This window comes from Corynebacterium sp. S5S1 (assembly GCF_001913985.1).
Taxonomy (GTDB): Bacteria; Actinomycetota; Actinomycetes; order Mycobacteriales; family Mycobacteriaceae; genus Corynebacterium; species Corynebacterium marquesiae.
The window spans coordinates 35,824-52,526 of the sequence record NZ_MKXT01000012.1 but is presented as its reverse complement, the minus strand read 5'-3'; the positions used below and the strand labels follow the sequence as shown (position 1 = coordinate 52,526).

Genomic DNA, 16,703 nt, shown 5'->3' with positions numbered 1-16,703 from the left:
GGCTGCGTTTTCCCTCCGGATAAGTGAAATAATCCTAATATCAGCAGGCCAGACGGGCTAAACATATAACTTCACCAACACATCCTGTCGTTTAGGCCATGCATGGACCAGATTCGCGGTTATGGATCCTGCGGACTACTCCCCCACCCCGCCGCCTCATGCAGCGCGCATGCCAAAAGGAATGGCCGCACACTCCATTGGAGCTGTGCGGCCGAATGCTGCATGTCGGTTAGTTGTTTCCTAAGTAGCTCATCACTGCGGCGATAGGGGCTTCGGTGCCGGTGCGCAGAGCGGGCTGGAGCAGCGGGGCGAAGTGCGGGCTGTGGTTAGGGACATCCTTTTCTTCTTCTCGGCCTGAAAATACCCAGAAGCAGTAGGGAACGCCGAAGGCGCGGGCAATGGTGGAAAAATCCTCCGAGGCGGTGAAGGGCTCAGCGTCGAGAACACGGTCGGGGCCGAAGTGGGACGTGAAGGCTTCCTTAAGGCGTGCCGTGATGGCCGCATCGTTGCTGGTAAGCGGATAGGAATCGTGGTAGGTGAACTCAGCGGGGTGCGGACTGCCGGCGGCCTGACACTCGGCAGTGACGATGCGCTCGATGGCGCCGGTGATTTTATCGCGCACCTGCTCGCTATAGGCGCGCACATTGATCTTCAGGTTGGCTTCGAAGGGGATAATATTGGCCTTCGAGCCGGCGTTGATAGCGCCGACGGTCAGCACGCCGAACTCGGAGGGGTTGAGTTCGCGGGAGATGACCGTCTGTAAGCGCATGACAATCGAGCTGGCCAGTACAACGGGATCGACGCTGAGGTGCGGCATGGAGCCGTGCGAACCCTGACCATAAACCTTGACGTCCATGCTGACCGCGGTGGACATGAATGGGCCGGAGGCCAGCGCCACCGTACCGGCGGGAAAGTTGCTGGCAAAGACGTGTTGCCCCAGTACCACGTCCGGCGTGGCGACCTTGTCCACAAGTCCGTCATCCACCATGGACTGGGCACCGGCGGCAATCTCCTCGCCCGGTTGGAAAATGAGCTGTAGGGTGCCAGACCACTGGTCGGTGGCCTGCGCCATGAGCGCGCCCATGCCCAGCAGGCTGGCCACGTGGGAGTCATGGCCGCAGGCGTGCATGACGGGGACCGCGTTTCCTTCCTGGTCAACGGCGGTATCGGTGGAGGCATAATCTAGGCCGGTATCCTCCTTAACCGGCAGGCCGTCGAAGTCCGCGCGCAGCATGACGGTAGACCCAGCACCGTTTTCTAAGACACCGACCACGCCGCCGCCTACTTCAATTTGGTGAAAGCCAAGCTCAGAAAGCTCGTCTTTGATGATGCCCAGCGTGCGCTCTTCCTGCATGGATAACTCCGGGTGCCGGTGGAGATCCTTATAGAGCGGCTCCTGCCAGGCCTTGACGGAGTCATAGTTGCTGCAAACGGTACGAACAGACATTGCTTCCTCCTGGTGGGGTCGCGGTCGATTGTAGGGGCCAGTGTAGTGGGGTGGGAGGAAGGTGGCGCCGGCAAGCGGGGCATCTTTGTAACGGCAGACATAGTTGGGCAGCGGAGCGACCAGCGTCATAGGGGGTTGCGCTGCGGCTTTATAGAATCTTTGATGACGCGTCCACCTTTAACTCATTGGCCTTGTTTTATTCATCAGATGTTTGTTTTCTGTGTAGCTGGGCGTCACCTGCCCGCCCTAGATTGACCGAGTGACTTTTCAGGAAGACTCTCCCGGTGCCGGTGGCGCCGGCACTACAACCGCATCTCCCGCACGCGCGGAAAGCCCCGGTGATTCCGCGGCGCTTGTCCGCAAGGCCAAGCGCAACAGGCACAAGGAATGGCTGCTGGCCGCGGCGCTCTTAGCGCCGAACCTGATCCTGCTGGCCGTCTTTACCTACCGGCCGCTGCTGGATAATATCCGCCTTTCCTTTTTCAATTGGAATATCTCCAGCCCCACCTCCACCTTCGTGGGCCTAGATAACTATGTGGAGTGGTTTAGCCGCGATGACACGAAGACCATCGTGCTCAACACCCTGGTGTTTACCTTCTTCGCAGTGATTGGCTCCATGGTCATCGGCCTAGCGCTGGCCTTGCTGCTGAACCAAAACATTAAGGGCCGCAACTTTGCGCGCTCGGTAGTCTTTGCCCCCTATGCCATCTCCGGCGCGGCCATTGGCATTGCCTTCCAATTCGTCTTCGACCCCAACTTTGGCCTCATCCAGGAAATCCTGGGCTGGTTCGGCGTGGACTCCCCCAACTTCTACGCCGTACCGGGCTGGGCGATGTTCATGGTGACCTTCACCTTTGTGTGGAAGAACTTGGGCTATACCTTCGTCATCTACTTGGCGGCGCTGCAGGGCCTGGACAAGGAATTGGATGAGGCCGCCGCTATCGACGGCACCGGTCGCTGGCGCAAGTTCTGGCGTGTGACCATGCCGCAACTGCGTAATACCACGTTCTTCCTGTCCATTACGGTGCTGCTTAACTCCGTGCAGGTCTTCGACATCATCAACGTCATGACCCGCGGCGGCCCGCAGGGCAATGGCACGCAGACGCTGGTCTTCCAGATCTACAACGAGACCTTCGTCAACTTCCGCGCCGGCTACGGTGCGACTGCCGCCACCATCTTGTTCCTCATCCTGCTCATCATCACCCTGATCCAGGTCCGCATCATGGATAAGCGAGGTTAACCCAACATGGCTACTTCTACCCTTCACATGGTCACGGATGAATCCCCCACCGCCCGCCGCGCCAAGCTCATCGGCGGCTACCTAGGCATCCTAGCGGTCTTGCTGCTCATTGGCCTGCCGCTGTTTTGGATCCTGATGACCTCGTTTAAGGCCAAGGGCGATATTTATACCGACCCAGTCAATTGGCTTCCGCCAGTGTGGGAAACCGAGAACTACTCCGATGCCACCACCCGTGTGCCGTTCTGGACCTACCTGCGCAACTCGGTGTTCATTACCGCAGTATTGTCCATCATCAAGATTGTGCTGGGAGTCATCTCCGCCTATGCGCTGGCCATCCTGCGCTTCCCGGGCCGCCACCTGGTATTCCTGCTGGTCATTTCCTCACTCATGGTGCCGAGTGAAATCACCGTCATTTCCAACTACGCCCTGGTCAATTCCTTGGGCTGGCGCAATACCTTCGTGGGCATCATCGTGCCGCTGGCCGGCGTGGCCTTCGGTACCTTCTTGATGCGCAACCACTTTTTGTCCCTGCCCTATGAGCTGGTGGAAGCCGCCCGCATGGACGGCGCCGGGCCCATCCGCCTGCTGACCAAGGTGTTACTTCCGGTTTCGTGGCCCACGCTGACCGCATTTTCCGTCATCACCATGGTCAATGAATGGAATACCTACCTGTGGCCCTTCCTCATGGCGGATACGGAGGACGTCGCTCCGCTGCAGGTGGGCCTGACCATGCTGCAAAACAACGATGGCGTGACCAACTGGGGCCCGGTAATGGCCGCCACCATTCTCACCATCATTCCTATGGTCATCATCTTCCTAGCCTTGCAAAAGTACATGATTCAAGGCCTCACCACTGGCGCCGTGAAGGGTTAGAAGGCTTTTTCCCCACCCACGCTCGCCGTTTCCACTTGCTTTACTTTCCACCCCTTAACCACCCTTTTAAGGAGAACTACATGCTACGTCGCAAATTCCTCGCCCTAGCCTCCACAGCCGCTTCTGCTACCGCACTCGCAGCTTGTGCCGGCACCTCGTCCACCAATCCGCAGGGTGGCAACGACAAGGGCGGCGACGGTGAAGTCACCGAGCTGACCTGGTGGTCCAACCACCCGGGCACGTCCAAGGACATTGAGAAGGAGATCATCTCCCGCTTTGAAAAGGAGAACCCGGACATCAAGGTCAACCTCGTTGATGCCGGCAAGAACTACGAAGAAGCAGCACAGAAGTTCAACGCCGCGCTCACCGGCCAGGACCTGCCGGACATCGTGGTGCTGTCTGACGTCTGGTGGTACAACTTTGCCATCAATGACCAAATCGCCAACGTGGATGACCTTGCTAAGGAAGCGGGCATCGACCTGTCTACCTACGTGCAGCCCCTTTATGAGGACTACAACTACGACGGCGGCCACTTTGCGCTTCCTTTCGCTCGTTCCACGCCGTTGTTCTACTACAACAAGGACGCGTGGAAGAAGGCCGGTCTGCCAGACCGCGGCCCGAAGTCCTGGGATGAGATGGATGAGTGGTCCAAGAAGCTGGCTGAGGCTGATTCCAAGATGAAGCCTTTTGGCTGGGGCGATGCCGTGGACTACCTGGGCTGGATCTTCCAGGGCCCGCTGTGGTCCAAGGGCGGCGCTTACTCCGATGAGTGGGATCTGAAGTTCACCGATGACAAGACCATCAAGGCCGTCGAATGGCTCAAGGACATCACCGATGAGAAGAACGGTTACTCCTACGTGGGCAATGACATGGCCATGGAGTTCGGCACCGGCCGCGCCGCCGCCACCGTCCTGTCCACCGGTGACCTGGCGGGTCTGACCGATACCGCCAAGTTCGAGCTCGGCACCGCCTTCTTGCCTAACCCGACTGGCGAAGGTGCCTGCCCCACCGGTGGTGCCGGCCTGGCTATCCCGGCTGGCATCAGCAAGAACCGCCAGCTGGCTGCTATCAAGCTCATTGACTTCATCACCAATGAGGAAAACACCTGCTACTGGTCCCAGAACGTGGGCTACATGCCGGTGCGCTCCACCGCGGTGGACAACGAGGACCAAAAGAAGTTCATGAAGGACAACCCGAACTTCGAAACCGCTATCAAACAGCTGCCAGAGACCCGACCGCAGGACAATGCCCGCGTCTTCCTGCCCGGCGCGGACCAGGAAATCGGCGGCGCCTTTGAAAAGATCGTCACCAACCGCGATGACGTCACCAAGGTGCTGACCGATCTACAAAAGACCCTGCAGTCTATCTATGACAACCAGGTCAAGACCGTCATCAATAAGTAGGCTCTCGCAGCCACCCCTTCCCCACTAGATTCTGAAAGGTAACCATGGCTACTGTCACCTTCGATGGCGCAAGCCGCATCTACTCTAAGGACGCGGAACGCCCCGCCGTTGACCGCCTCAACCTGGATATTGCCGATGGCGAATTCTTGGTCCTCGTTGGCCCATCCGGCTGCGGCAAGTCCACCAGCCTGCGCATGCTGGCAGGTCTCGAGCCCACCGACCGCGGCTCCATCCGCATCGGTGGTAAGGACGTCACCGGGGTCAGCCCATCGGACCGCGACGTGGCCATGGTCTTTCAGAACTATGCCCTCTACCCCAATATGTCCGTGGCGCAGAATATGTCCTTCGCGCTGGAAAACCGCAAGGTCCCGAAGAACGAGATTAAATCCCGCGTGCACGAGGCCGCGAAGATCCTGCAGATGGAAGACCTTCTTGACCGCAAGCCGGCTAACCTTTCCGGTGGCCAGCGCCAGCGCGTGGCCATGGGCCGCGCCATCGTCCGCGAACCGGCCGTATTCTGCATGGACGAGCCGCTGTCCAACCTGGATGCCAAGCTGCGCGTTTCCACCCGCGCGCAGATCTCCAACCTGCAGCGCCGCCTTGGTACCACCACCGTATATGTCACCCACGATCAAACTGAGGCAATGACCATGGGTGACCGCGTCGCCGTTCTCAACGCCGGCGTCCTACAGCAGGTGGATACCACCCGTACCATTTATGACCGCCCACAGAACGTTTTTGTCGCCGGATTCATTGGCTCCCCGGCGATGAATATCTACGACCTCACCCATAACTCCTCTGAGCTCACCATCGGCTCTACCCGCATCAATCTGGCCAACTACAACTTTGAGGGCGTGGAGACCGTCACGGTGGGCATCCGCCCGGAAGACTGGCAGCTAAGCGATACCGGCAATGGCGGGGCAAAGTTCACCGTCGCGCACGTCGAGGAGCTGGGCAACCAGACCTATGTCTATGGCGAGCTTGACGACGCCGCCGGCAACAGCTCCGCCGACGGCGTGCTCAAGTCCTCGACCCGGATGGGTGGCCAGACCGGCATTTTGGTCGATGCCCGCGGCCGCTATGCGGTGGGCGATACTTTCTACGTTTCCCCCGATCCGGACCGAGTGCATCTATTTAGCACCACTACTGGCGAACGCCTGAACTAGAAGCAGAAAATAGGCAGTTGACACCTTAGATTCTTATTTTTCCCTTTGCAGACAATAAGAACCTGATATATGCTCGCACGCATAAGAAACCCGCACCATGCCATTTACCACGGTTATTGCTGGGAATATCGCACTCAGCGAACCTTAAAATCAACCGAAAGGTAACTCACTGCCTATGTATTCTTTCAAGAAGCTTTCTGCCGTCACTCTGGCTGCAACCGCAATCCTCGGTACCGTCGCCGCACCGGCCGCCAGCGCCAAGAGCGACCCAGTTCGCTCCCTCATCTCCCCGGGCACCTGCAAGACCATCACCAAGCTGGCCAACGATGGCAAGCCGGTTCCGGATCCTTCCATCCTCCACGATGAAGACTCCGTAAAGCCGTACTTCAAAGATGGCGTTTTGGAGTACAAGGTGGTCGAAAACTTCCCGTACCGCAAGCAGCTGGATGCCGCGGTTGCCGAGTGGAACAAGGCCCTCAAGGGCAAGGCTTCCCTGAAGGAAGTTAAACCTTCTGAAGCTAATGATGACACCATCGCCATCATCTTCAAGCCCGACCCAAATGGCTACGTCCAAGGCGCCGCCTACCCAGATCACAAGATGGTCTTTATCAAGATTCCTAATGCCCAGTACCCAGAGGCAGTCCAGGGCACCATCGCCCACGAGCTGGGCCATATGATGGGCGCGGGCCACTCCTGCGCCGGCGCGCTCATGGCCGGCGCTAACCAGAATCCCATCTCCTACCACGTGACCCCGCTGGATGCGGCGGCTATCATCCAGGGTCAGTTCGACTAAATCGCCTGACGCCTGCTTTCCCCTAGGCCCAGTACGGCGCCTAGGGGATTTTTCTGTCTTCACCCGGCTCCGTGTTGGGTAGGTCGCATTTAGCCGATTGCTTTAGGCAGCACACAGGACCACTGCTAACGTTTCCATTATTCAAAGTTTTGCAAAGGAAAAGGAACTCTCTATGGAAACGTGGGAACCTACACTATCCACCGGCCCGCTGCTGGGCATTGCGGTGGCCGCCATCGCCGTAATTTTGGTGCTGGTCATCTATTTCAAGCTTCACGCTTTTCTCACACTGCTGGTGGTCTCGGCTCTCACGGCGCTGGCTGCGGGCATTCCGCTCGAAGGAATCGTGCCCACCATGACAGAAAGCTTTAGCTCAACCCTGGGGTCGGTGGCACTGCTCGTAGGTTTGGGCGCCATGATCGGACGGTTGGTGGAAGCCTCCGGTGGCGCCAAATCGCTTGCCGACGCCATGGTCCACCGCTTCGGCGAATCCAAAGCACCCCTTGCACTCGGCCTGGCTTCGCTGATTATGGGCTTTCCCATCTTCTTCGATGCCGGCCTGATCGTGATGCTGCCGGTTATCTTCGCCGTAGCGCGCCGCCTAGACGGCCCCGTCCTTGCCTTTGGATTGCCCGCCGCCGGCGCGTTTTCCGTCATGCACGTATACCTGCCGCCTCATCCTGGCCCCGTTGCAGCCAGCGAATTCTATGGCGCTGACCTCGGCCTCGTCCTCCTCGTTGGCCTGCTGCTTGCACTGCCTACCTGGTATATTTCCGGTTACCGCTTCGGTCTGTTTTCCGGCAAGAAATTCCCGCTGAAGGTTACTGATGCCATCGCCGGCCCGGTGCTTTCGGAAGAAGAGCAACCCCTCAAGCCGGCCTCTGCCCCAACGGTGATTTCCCTCTTGCTCATCCCGATGGTGCTCATCTTCTTCCACACCGGACTCAACGCTTTGGCGTCCTATGGCACCATTGACGCCAACGCCGCGTGGGTGCGGTTCTTTGTCATGCTGGGCCAGACCCCGATCGCGCTGCTCATCACTGTGCTCATTGCACTCGTGGTCCTGGGCCTGCGCCGCGGCGTAGAAAAGACTGCGCTGGAAAAGCTCGTCGATTCCTCGCTCGGGCCCATTTGCTCGGTCGTGCTCATCACCGGTGCCGGCGGCATGTTCGGTGGCGTGCTGCGCACCTCCGGCATTGGTGATGCGCTGGCTGATTCCCTCTCCGGCCTTGGCATCCCCGTCATCCTGGCTTGCTACCTCATCGCCGTGGCCCTGCGCCTAGCCCAAGGCTCGGCAACCGTTGCGCTCACCACCGCTGCCGCCCTCATGGTTCCCGCCGTGGAAGCCGGCGGCTTCAACGAGCTCCAACTCGCCCTAATCGTCGTGGCTACCGCCGCCGGTTCCGTCTTCGGCTCTCACGTCAACGACTCCGGCTTCTGGCTCGTCGGCCGCCTGATGGGCATGGATACGGTCACCACACTGAAGACCTGGACGGTCAACCAAATTCTGATTTCCGTCATCGGCTTTGCCCTAGTCTTGGTGCTCTACGCAGTAGCAGCGCTCTTTTAGGCCCCAGCCTTAATCCAAGCAGCAGCCTCTTGGGCAATCTCCTCGACTGGCCGCGTCACATCAAAGACGCGGCCAGTTTCGTCTTCTTCCAGCGGCTCCAAGGTATCGAATTGCGATTGCAAGAGCGATGCTGGCATAAAGTGTCCCGGCCGGTGCTGCATCCGCTCATGCAGCACATCAAAGTCGCCGTGTACGTGAACGAACACCACGGCTGGGCAGTACTCGCGAATCAAATCCCGGTACTTGCGCTTCAGCGCACTGCAGCCCACCATCGCGCCTTCTGGCCTATCCGCCAGCCACTGACCAATCTGCTTCAACCACGGTTCCCGGTCCGCATCATTGAGCGGTGTACCTGCAGCCATCTTGTCGATATTGGCCTGCGGATGCATATCATCGCCATCGCGATACTCCAGACCTACCAACGGCGACAGCGCCTCCCCCACCGTTGTCTTTCCCGAGCCGGATACTCCCATCACTACGATGTGGCGGAAAGTGTTCTGGTCCATGGTGGCTCCTTGCGTTGATTGTGTTCCTTTCAAGTTTAGGCAGAGCCCTCGAACTCAGGTTAAACAACCGCATCTAGTGCCGAGGCCAATATTTTTCTCAAGATGTAAAACAGCCACGTTATTGCCTCAAACTGATGGTTCAAGGGCTATAACGTGGCTGAAAGTTGGATGGCTCGCGGGGCCGAAGGTGACCTAGCCGAGGTTTTCGAGGGCGTCGAAAACTAGGCGCCAGAAACCGGCGTGGTCGAGGGTGGTAGCGACTTGGGTGTGGCAGGAGGCGTCGGCAGGCTCGCGCAGGTCGGTGACGGTCATGCCGGTGGTGAGTGCACCGGCGAGCTCGACGTGAACGGGGGCCTTGCGGGTCTGGACGATGTCCGGATCGATGAGGTAAGCGATGGTACACGGGTCATGGACGGGTGGGTTATCAAAGCCCTGGTTGGCCTGGTAGGCCTTGCGGAAGAAGCCGAAAAGACCGACGACGAATTCTGAGACTGGGGTACCCAGAGCCTTGATTTCGGCTTCGACCTCCGGGGTGGCAAGCGCCTGGTGGGTGAGATCGAGGCCCACCATGGTGACGGGCCAAGGCTCTTCAAAGACGATGTGGGCGGCCTCAGGATCGATCTTGATATTGAATTCGGCGACTGGGGACCAATTGCCCTCGTGGTAGCCACCACCCATGAGGACTACTTCCTTAACGCGCTCGACGATGCGCGGCTCCTTGCGCGCTGCCATCGCGATATTGGTAAGCGGGCCGGTGGGCACCAGGGTGATGGTGCCGGGCTCGTGGGACATGATGGTGTCGATGATGAAGTCGATGGCGTGGGCGTCGGCAAGCGCGGTGCTTGGCTCCGGAAGCTGGACGCCCTCAACGTCCATGCCGGTGGAGCCGTGGATCGCCTCGGCAACCTCGACGGGGCGCACGAGGGGGCGATCGCAGCCGGCATAAACCGGAACCTCAGGGTGACCAGCGATTTCCTTGACCACCAGGGCATTGTGGGAGACCTTATCCAAGGTCTGGTTGCCGCCCACGGTGGTAATGCCCAGCAGCTCGATGTTGGGGTTGCCCATGGCTAGGAGCAGGGCCACCGCATCATCGTGGCCGGGGTCGCAGTCCAAAATGATTTTTCGCGTCATGCCACGAGCCTACTTTCGGGCGTTGACGGCCGCCACGGTGTCATCGATGGACTCCGGGCGCGGAATGAGGAAGGACAAGGCCAGGGCCGCGAGCAGAATGATGACACCGGCGATCATGCCCGCGCGGTAGCCATGCTCGAAAGACCCGGAAACCGCGAACAGCACTGCAAAGGACAAGCCCGCGCCTAGGTTGAAGGCACCGGCGTTCATGCCGGGAAGATAGCCCTGGTTATCGGCCGGCGAGAGCACAATTCCTAAGCCATTGAGCATGATATTGGCAATGCCGGCGTAGGTCACGCCCAAGAAGATGGAGACGAAAAGCAGGGTCCACGCGTTCGGAACGCCCACCACGAAAATGGCAATAATCAGGCCTACGACGGTGCCAATGAGGCCGGTTTGCAGGACGTATTTGTAGCCCAGCTTGGAGGCCATCCAGCCGGCAATGGGCCCGAAGACCAGACCTGCGAGGGCGTACGGGGTAAGCGTGACCCAAGAAATGGTGCTGGCAGAAATGCCGGCGCCGGCGTCTGGGTCCTGGCCGAGGTTTGGAATGAGGCCGTTCATTACTGCAAAGACGCCGGTCATAGTGAGCAGAGTGGTAGAAAGCAGCGCCCACGTGCGGCGCTGCTTCAGGTAAGCCACCGGTACGAGCGGATCTGCGACCTTCTTCTCCACATTCCAGAAAGCCCAGAAGCCGGCGGCGCCAATGAGGAGAAGGATGATGACGAGGAACCAATTGGCCTCGGCAAGCTTGCCGGCTTCGTTGAATGCGGTGAGAACGCAACCCAGCGCTACTGCCAGAGGTAGAACGCCCGCCCAGTCCATGCGCGGGGTTTCGGTGGCCGTGGATTCCTTGGTAAATACCTGCACCGCTACCGCTGCAATGACACACAGTACTGCCATGGTCCAAAAGACCGAGCGGTAGCCAAAGTTTCCTGCCAACCAGCCGCCGGCCAGGGCATCCACGCCAGCGATGCCACCATTGACGGAAGTGACAATTCCCAGCAGCAAGGCATACTGCTGTTCATTGAGCACTTGCTGGCGCAGCATAATCAGGCACAGCGGAACCGTAGGTCCGGCCACGCCCTGAATGATGCGGCCGATAAGCAACACGGCGACGTTCGGTGCAATAGCCGAAACCACGCAGCCCAGCGCAGCAACGCCCATCATGCCGACGAGGACCTTTCTGCGTCCGATGAGGTCGCCCCAGCGCGGCAAGAACAGCGAGAACAATGCCGCGGCCGTAAAGAATGCCGTTTGCGTCAGGCCGATCTGCGCAGTGGTGGCGCCTAGCTCGTCTTCCATCGTCGCCAAGGCAGGCGAGAGCATCGACGCATTGAGCTGGAAGGCAAACACTGCCGTGAGCAGTGCGAACATCAACGGGATATAGGAGCTGGGCTGGAGCTTTGGCGGCTCAGAGGTGGTGGAAGTCATGGCTTTAAACGTAGTTGATGAATCCTGCGCTCGATAGTGGAAAGCTTGGCTCAGCTAGTTCTCGCCCAACACATGAAAAGTACTGCTTAACGCTCCAGATATTTTCTAATTGCCTATTATCCATAGATTATGAAGACTCTCTCCTATATCGTCACTGCCGCAACGGTGATGCTTTCTCTAGCCTCCTGTACCTCTCCGGATTCGCAACCGGAAGGAGCGACTGCAACTAGCTCCTCCAGCACGAGCAATAGTTCAACTATCCGCTCTAGTTCCACAAGCTCTGCGGCCGAGTCGTCCTCTTCGGAGCCGCAACCGGCAGCGGAAGCTGAGCCTTCGCTTGCCGACGCTCCCCTAACGAACACCGCCCAATCCACCACAGAACCCACCCTGACTGAGTGCGTTTATGGCGGCGGTAGTTGGACCACCAACGGTTTGTACAGCGATGGGACTATTCGCTGGGCGCAGGAATGCCAGAACCTCCACGACGAGCAAATGGCAAAATACCCCTACCGGTGTCCGCAAACGGATCACTACGTCTCCGATCCATCTCAGTGCTCCTCGCCGGTAGGCAACGGGGATCGCGGCTCAGATTCAGATTATGATCCCAACATCCCTGCTTATATGACACGTTCTGCCGAAGTTGAGCAGATGCGCGCTGAAAACCAGAAGTGGTGGTTTAACTGCCAGGCAGAGCATTCGGCTGAATATTGCCGCGAGAACGATCCTTGGAGTCCATAGATTTCATGCTGATTTAACCAGCGATTCACCGCGGCTACTTAGGCTGAAAAAGTTCCTTTTAAACCTCTTGTGGAGCTTTATATGCCTTATTCAAATAGTCGTCCTTCTTTTAACCGTCGTAACTTCCTGCAGATTGCCGGTGTTTCAGCCGCGGCGGTGGCTGCGGGTATTAGTGCACCGGCAAAGGCGGGTGCGCAATCGAGCCTGAGTTCATGGGGTTCTTCACGGGATGGTGATCTGCCGCAGGATTCGGAGCTTTTTGGTCTAGGTGTAGCGGCGGGTACGCCGCGGCACAATTCGATGATCTTGTGGACCCGCCTGGCCCCGGAACCGCTGGCCGAGGATGGTCACGGCGGCATGACCGGCGGCGATGTCCGCGTGGGTTGGGAAGTTGCGAAGGATGAGAGGTTTGGGGACGTCGTCAAGCAGGGCGAAGCCCTAGCCCAACGCGAGCTGGCGCACTCGGTACATCCACAGGTAACTGGGCTGGAACCTGCAACTGAGTACTTTTATCGCTTCCGCGTGGATGGCAAGGTGAGCCCCGTAGGTCGGTTTAAGACTCTGCCGGCGCCCGGTGCGAAGGTGGATAATTTCACCTTCACAGTGGCTTCGTGTCAGGCGTGGTACCACGGCTATTTCACCCCGTGGAAGCATATTGCGCAGGAACCGGACCTGGATATGACGATTTTCGTGGGTGACTACATTTACGAATACGGCATTGTGGAAGGCGATAATCTCTGGCGCCAGGGTGCAAGCGTGCCCAATGTTTTCAAGGCAAAGGTGGAGACTCTGGAGCAGTATCGCCTGCGCTACTCGCTCTTCAAATCTGATAAGCACCTGCAGGCCGCGCACGCACGCGCCGCGATGGCGATTGTGTGGGATGACCACGAAGTAGAAAATAACTACGCCGGTAGTTGGTCCGAGATTGGCACCACGGCCGAGCACTTCCTGTACCAGCGCGCGGCTGCCTACCGTGCCTTTTATGAGAATCTTCCGGTGGCCCCGCCGGCGCTTCCCGAAGGCCCCAATAACCGCATCTATGATTCTTTCGACGTGGGCACGCTAATGCGTTTCAATCTAGTCGATACCCGCCAATACCGCGAAGAATCCGCGGAGGATGCCAGCATCTTGGGCGCGGAGCAAGAGCAGTGGCTCAACGATAAACTCACCACCTCCCCGGCACAGTGGAACGTGGTGGTCAATAGCGTGGTCGTCGTACCGATCGCCGATAGCACCGACCAGTGGGACGGCTTCCCAGCAGCCCGCCGCCGCCTTATCGAGTCCCTCTCCAAGGTCAGCGATCCCGTTGTCTTCACCGGCGATATTCACCAACACTGCGCTGCCGAAATCCAATCCGAATCCGGCCAGCCCGTCGGCGTGGAATTGGTCGCTACCTCCATTGCTTCCGATGGCGATGGCTTCGCTGGTTCCAAGAGCACCGAGTGGCTGGAAAAGCCGTATGTGAAGGCCATGGATAAGCGCCGTGGCTACATCAAAGTGCGCGCTACCCGCGAGCACCTCGATTCCGAATTCGTTGTCGTGCCCTGGATCGAGCGCGATGATACCGCCCCGCGTGAGACTGCTTTCTCCTTCCGTACCAATGCCGGCGAGCACACGCTGCGCTCCCTCTAAGCCCCGAAAGGACAATTCATCATGGGACTTTTTAGCTCGCTTTCCTCTTCTTCCTCTCGCCACGGTTCTTCCCGCAAACATTCCTCTGACCAGGGTTCCTCTGCTCCAGCTCCTACCGCGAGTGCTGCTCCGCCGGTCGTAACCGGCATTCAGGCAGAGCCGCAGCTCATGGAAAACTACATCACCTGGGAACCTGTTTCTTGGAACGTCGTTTTGGATCACTACCGAGTCATCGGCACCGATCCTAATGGTGTAGACGTGCTGCTGGGCAAGACCATCTTCCCTTTCTTCCACCACTCACGGCGCGATGTTGCCGGTGAAAAATGGTCATATTATGTCAAGGTGGTTGATGCTGCCGGTGCTGAGTCCTCTCCTTCTGGCAAAGCGACGTCTACCTCCCTGCCTTCGGTCACTGCCGGCAAAGCGCTAGCCACGATTGGTTCCTTTGACCGAAAGGGCACGGAGTTTCAGTACTCACCAAAGGACTATAAGAAGATCGTCACCGCGCACCCAGACCAGACAATCACTGTTGGACCGGATGCTACGCCTGCCGAGGTCCCCTATCTCCTCCCCGGCCCCGGCGACAAGTGGGCGGGCAGCAAGTCCTACACGCTGAAGTGGACGGTGAAATTGGATAAGCCTGCTTCAAAAGCGGCGCTGGCATTGTGGCTCATTGATACCACCAAGCTCGGCGGTGTTCTCGATATCACGATTAATGATTTTCATAAACAAATAGAGCTCCCACAGGGCGCAACGCAAGGTTCGCGCCAAGGCGATGCCAGCGGGGACCCGACCCCGCTGCGCCCCGCAGCAATCGAGTTTGATCTCGCCGAAGATACCCTGAAGGAAGGAGAGAACCAGCTGGTCTTCACCCTGCGCGAAGGCGGCTGGCTTGCATGGGATGCGCTGGGAATCTTTGCTAAGTAACACCGCGCAGGCGGTGCTTTGCCTGGAAACGGGAAATTGTTCACCGATTCCTGATGTACGGTAGTAACATCTGCACCCTTCTACTACATCGTCAGCAGCAAAGGACGCCGACGTTGAAAGGACTTAGCTTCCGTTATGCCTACAGTTTCTGATCGCCTGCACCGAGCCCAGCAGGATTTTAACGCGGTGATCACCATCATCCCGTTTGATGAGCACGCGGTGGATGAATCGCCCACGCTCATGGGACAACCGGTGGCATTCAAGGACATCGTTGATGTGGCGTGTGTGGCTACTACCTGCGGCACCAAGGTCAATGTTGGCCGCGCACCGGTCAAGGATGCGCCAGTGGTGCAGCGCTTGACGGCGAAGGGTGCGCTGCCGGTGGCGAAGGCGAACCTGCAGGAATTTTCCTATGGCATTTTGGGCGATGCCTCCGCGTATGGACGAGTTATCAATCCGCGGGATCCCGAAGTGTGCGGCGGTGGGTCTAGCTCTGGGTCCGCAGCTTTGGTGGCGTGCGGCGCGCTGCAGCTTACGGTGGGGTCCGATAGCGCCGGCTCGGTGCGTGTGCCTGCCGCATGCCAGGGCGTGCTGGGTTTCAAACCCACCTTTGGTCTCATTCCGGTAGAAGGCGTCTTTCCCTTCGCCCCGAGCTTTGACTGCGTTGGATTCTTTGCCAGCTCAATTGACCTGATTGAGCAGGCCTTTATTGCCACCGCAGATGAGGAACCAGCCGCAGCGCAAGACGTTTCTACAGTTGATATCACGGCCCTCAAGGCCAAGGGAGAGCGCTTCGCGGATCTTTTGGCGGCGCTGGAGCACTCGGACTTTGAGCTCACCGAGAGCGTGGATTTGGAAGACACCATCGCCGCCACGGCCAAGCTCTACGAGCCGATGCGCTTGAAGGAGGTCTATGACATCCACCGGCCGTTGCTGGACCAACGCGATAAGTACCAGGACGTGATCCTGCAGCGTGTACTGGGCGGAGAAAATATCAGCCAAGAAGATTATGACGCGGCCGCACAGGGCGTGAAAGAGCTGCGCGAGAAAGCGCTTGCCCTGCTCGGCGACGCCCCCGTTATCCTCACCCCTACCCTCGATTCCGGCCCCCTCAAGTGGTCCGATATCACCGCGGAAAATACCGCGGAATCGGCCGCGAGCCTGCGGCGCTGGACCGAGCCTTTCAATGTGCTCGGATGGCCGGCGATTACGCTGCCGCTGCGCGGCGAAGAGGAAGAAGGCGTGGGTGATGCGGTGCAGGTCGTCGGCAAGCCGGGCGAGGACCTGACCGTGCTGCGCGTTGCCCGCGCTCTGCAGGCCCTGCTCTAGGCCTCGGCCAGCACTGTCTTTTCCTGCGTGCGCGGCCGCCAATAGGCGGCTTCTACGGCGCTAAGCTCCTTGAAATGCGATGAGGTGAGCTCATCCATTGCTTGGATATAGCCAGGAACCTCCTCACGCGGCAGGCGCAACCCCATGGTCAGATGCGGGGTCCACCGCGGCCCGCGCCCATCCGGATTAGCGGCACTGATTTTTCGCGCGGCAATTTCTAGCTCGTTAGTCGTTTCAAGGAGCCAAGCCACCGTCTGCTTGCGCTTGGTGCCGAAAATGACGTTTCCTACCCGCCGGAAATCTGCCGGTATGACGGCCGGCAACAGCTGCGCTGCTAAATCCACGACCTCCGGCTGCATATGCGGCGAAAAGGTCACAGTAATATGCGGGCGTTGCTGCTGGACAGGAAAGCCGCGCTCTGCAAGGCCGGCAAAGATTTCGCGCACCTGTTCCTCCTGCTTTTGCGGCAGGTAGAGCAAGATATTATCCGGCGATGCTTTACTCACAGGCGAGC

The 16,703-nt window shown here is 58.8% G+C and carries 15 protein-coding genes; 10 read left to right on the top strand and 5 right to left on the bottom strand.

Features of this window, described 5'->3' with window-relative positions; all coding sequences use genetic code 11:
• Positions 1–229: 229 nt before the first annotated feature.
• On the bottom strand, positions 230–1,447 hold the full coding sequence (locus BKN05_RS06205) for an amidohydrolase (protein ID WP_286688232.1): 1,218 nt from the start codon (positions 1,445–1,447) through the stop codon (positions 230–232).
• Positions 1,448–1,706: 259 nt separating this feature from the next.
• On the opposite strand from BKN05_RS06205, the gene BKN05_RS06200 reads away from it, so the two are divergent.
• From BKN05_RS06200 to BKN05_RS06175, 6 genes are all read left to right on the top strand, one after another.
• The gene (locus BKN05_RS06200; RefSeq protein ID WP_286688231.1) at positions 1,707–2,687 is read left to right on the top strand and encodes a carbohydrate ABC transporter permease; all 981 of its coding nucleotides are present in this window, start codon (positions 1,707–1,709) and stop codon (positions 2,685–2,687) included.
• Positions 2,688–2,714: 27 nt separating this feature from the next.
• Positions 2,715–3,560 (top strand): carbohydrate ABC transporter permease, encoded by an 846-nt coding sequence (locus BKN05_RS06195; RefSeq protein WP_050776571.1) that lies wholly within the window; start codon positions 2,715–2,717, stop codon positions 3,558–3,560.
• A gap of 80 nt (positions 3,561–3,640) precedes the next feature.
• Positions 3,641–4,963: an ABC transporter substrate-binding protein gene (locus tag BKN05_RS06190; RefSeq protein WP_269954382.1), complete on the top strand. Its 1,323-nt coding sequence runs from the start codon at positions 3,641–3,643 to the stop codon at positions 4,961–4,963.
• Positions 4,964–5,007: 44 nt separating this feature from the next.
• The gene (locus tag BKN05_RS06185; RefSeq protein ID WP_049378731.1) at positions 5,008–6,129 is read left to right on the top strand and encodes an ABC transporter ATP-binding protein; all 1,122 of its coding nucleotides are present in this window, start codon (positions 5,008–5,010) and stop codon (positions 6,127–6,129) included.
• Positions 6,130–6,304: 175 nt separating this feature from the next.
• A complete protein-coding gene (locus tag BKN05_RS06180) occupies positions 6,305–6,922 on the top strand; it encodes a zinc metalloprotease (protein WP_198492639.1) in 618 nt (205 codons plus the stop codon).
• 172 nt (positions 6,923–7,094) lie between these two features.
• Positions 7,095–8,489: a GntP family permease gene (locus tag BKN05_RS06175; protein WP_286688230.1), complete on the top strand. Its 1,395-nt coding sequence runs from the start codon at positions 7,095–7,097 to the stop codon at positions 8,487–8,489.
• On the opposite strand, the gene BKN05_RS06170 is transcribed toward BKN05_RS06175, so the two are convergent.
• The 3 genes from BKN05_RS06170 to uriT form a co-directional block, all read right to left on the bottom strand.
• Positions 8,486–8,995 (bottom strand): gluconokinase, encoded by a 510-nt coding sequence (locus BKN05_RS06170; RefSeq protein WP_286688229.1) that lies wholly within the window; start codon positions 8,993–8,995, stop codon positions 8,486–8,488. The two genes, BKN05_RS06175 and BKN05_RS06170, sit on opposite strands and share 4 nt — an antisense overlap.
• A 192-nt stretch (positions 8,996–9,187) precedes the next feature.
• The gene (uriH, locus tag BKN05_RS06165) at positions 9,188–10,129 is read right to left on the bottom strand and encodes a uridine-preferring nucleoside hydrolase UriH (RefSeq protein WP_286688228.1); all 942 of its coding nucleotides are present in this window, start codon (positions 10,127–10,129) and stop codon (positions 9,188–9,190) included.
• A gap of 9 nt (positions 10,130–10,138) precedes the next feature.
• Entirely contained in the window at positions 10,139–11,563 is a 1,425-nt protein-coding gene (gene uriT, locus BKN05_RS06160; RefSeq protein WP_286688227.1) for a uridine transporter UriT, read from the bottom strand.
• A gap of 129 nt (positions 11,564–11,692) precedes the next feature.
• Here uriT and BKN05_RS06155 point away from each other — a divergent pair, with 129 nt between their 5' ends.
• The 4 genes from BKN05_RS06155 to BKN05_RS06140 all read left to right on the top strand — a co-directional run bounded on the left by BKN05_RS06155 (position 11,693) and on the right by BKN05_RS06140 (position 16,189).
• A complete protein-coding gene (locus tag BKN05_RS06155) occupies positions 11,693–12,301 on the top strand; it encodes a hypothetical protein (RefSeq protein ID WP_286688226.1) in 609 nt (202 codons plus the stop codon).
• A gap of 81 nt (positions 12,302–12,382) precedes the next feature.
• Entirely contained in the window at positions 12,383–13,933 is a 1,551-nt protein-coding gene (locus tag BKN05_RS06150) for an alkaline phosphatase D family protein (protein ID WP_286688225.1), read from the top strand.
• 21 nt (positions 13,934–13,954) lie between these two features.
• The gene (locus tag BKN05_RS06145; protein WP_286688224.1) at positions 13,955–14,860 is read left to right on the top strand and encodes a polysaccharide lyase family protein; all 906 of its coding nucleotides are present in this window, start codon (positions 13,955–13,957) and stop codon (positions 14,858–14,860) included.
• A 135-nt stretch (positions 14,861–14,995) separates the two neighbouring features.
• On the top strand, positions 14,996–16,189 hold the full coding sequence (locus BKN05_RS06140; RefSeq protein ID WP_286688223.1) for an amidase: 1,194 nt from the start codon (positions 14,996–14,998) through the stop codon (positions 16,187–16,189).
• On the opposite strand, the gene BKN05_RS06135 is transcribed toward BKN05_RS06140, so the two are convergent.
• On the bottom strand, positions 16,186–16,695 hold the full coding sequence (locus BKN05_RS06135; protein ID WP_284815626.1) for a 2'-5' RNA ligase family protein: 510 nt from the start codon (positions 16,693–16,695) through the stop codon (positions 16,186–16,188). The genes BKN05_RS06140 and BKN05_RS06135 overlap by 4 nt on opposite strands.
• Positions 16,696–16,703 lie beyond the last annotated feature (8 nt).

Excerpts from the sequence above, each read along its gene's own strand:
- BKN05_RS06205 (WP_286688232.1), bottom strand. The coding sequence starts at position 1,447 with ATGTCTGTTCGTACCGTTTGCAGCAACTATGACTCCGTCAAGGCCTGG.
- BKN05_RS06195 (WP_050776571.1), top strand. The coding sequence starts at position 2,715 with ATGGTCACGGATGAATCCCCCACCGCCCGCCGCGCCAAGCTCATCGGC.
- BKN05_RS06190 (WP_269954382.1), top strand. The coding sequence starts at position 3,641 with ATGCTACGTCGCAAATTCCTCGCCCTAGCCTCCACAGCCGCTTCTGCT.
- BKN05_RS06185 (WP_049378731.1), top strand. The coding sequence starts at position 5,008 with ATGGCTACTGTCACCTTCGATGGCGCAAGCCGCATCTACTCTAAGGAC.
- BKN05_RS06180 (WP_198492639.1), top strand. The coding sequence starts at position 6,305 with ATGTATTCTTTCAAGAAGCTTTCTGCCGTCACTCTGGCTGCAACCGCA.
- BKN05_RS06175 (WP_286688230.1), top strand. The coding sequence starts at position 7,095 with ATGGAAACGTGGGAACCTACACTATCCACCGGCCCGCTGCTGGGCATT.
- BKN05_RS06170 (WP_286688229.1), bottom strand. The coding sequence starts at position 8,995 with ATGGACCAGAACACTTTCCGCCACATCGTAGTGATGGGAGTATCCGGC.
- uriH (WP_286688228.1), bottom strand. The coding sequence starts at position 10,129 with ATGACGCGAAAAATCATTTTGGACTGCGACCCCGGCCACGATGATGCG.
- uriT (WP_286688227.1), bottom strand. The coding sequence starts at position 11,563 with ATGACTTCCACCACCTCTGAGCCGCCAAAGCTCCAGCCCAGCTCCTAT.
- BKN05_RS06155 (WP_286688226.1), top strand. The coding sequence starts at position 11,693 with ATGAAGACTCTCTCCTATATCGTCACTGCCGCAACGGTGATGCTTTCT.
- BKN05_RS06150 (WP_286688225.1), top strand. The coding sequence starts at position 12,383 with ATGCCTTATTCAAATAGTCGTCCTTCTTTTAACCGTCGTAACTTCCTG.
- BKN05_RS06145 (WP_286688224.1), top strand. The coding sequence starts at position 13,955 with ATGGGACTTTTTAGCTCGCTTTCCTCTTCTTCCTCTCGCCACGGTTCT.
- BKN05_RS06140 (WP_286688223.1), top strand. The coding sequence starts at position 14,996 with ATGCCTACAGTTTCTGATCGCCTGCACCGAGCCCAGCAGGATTTTAAC.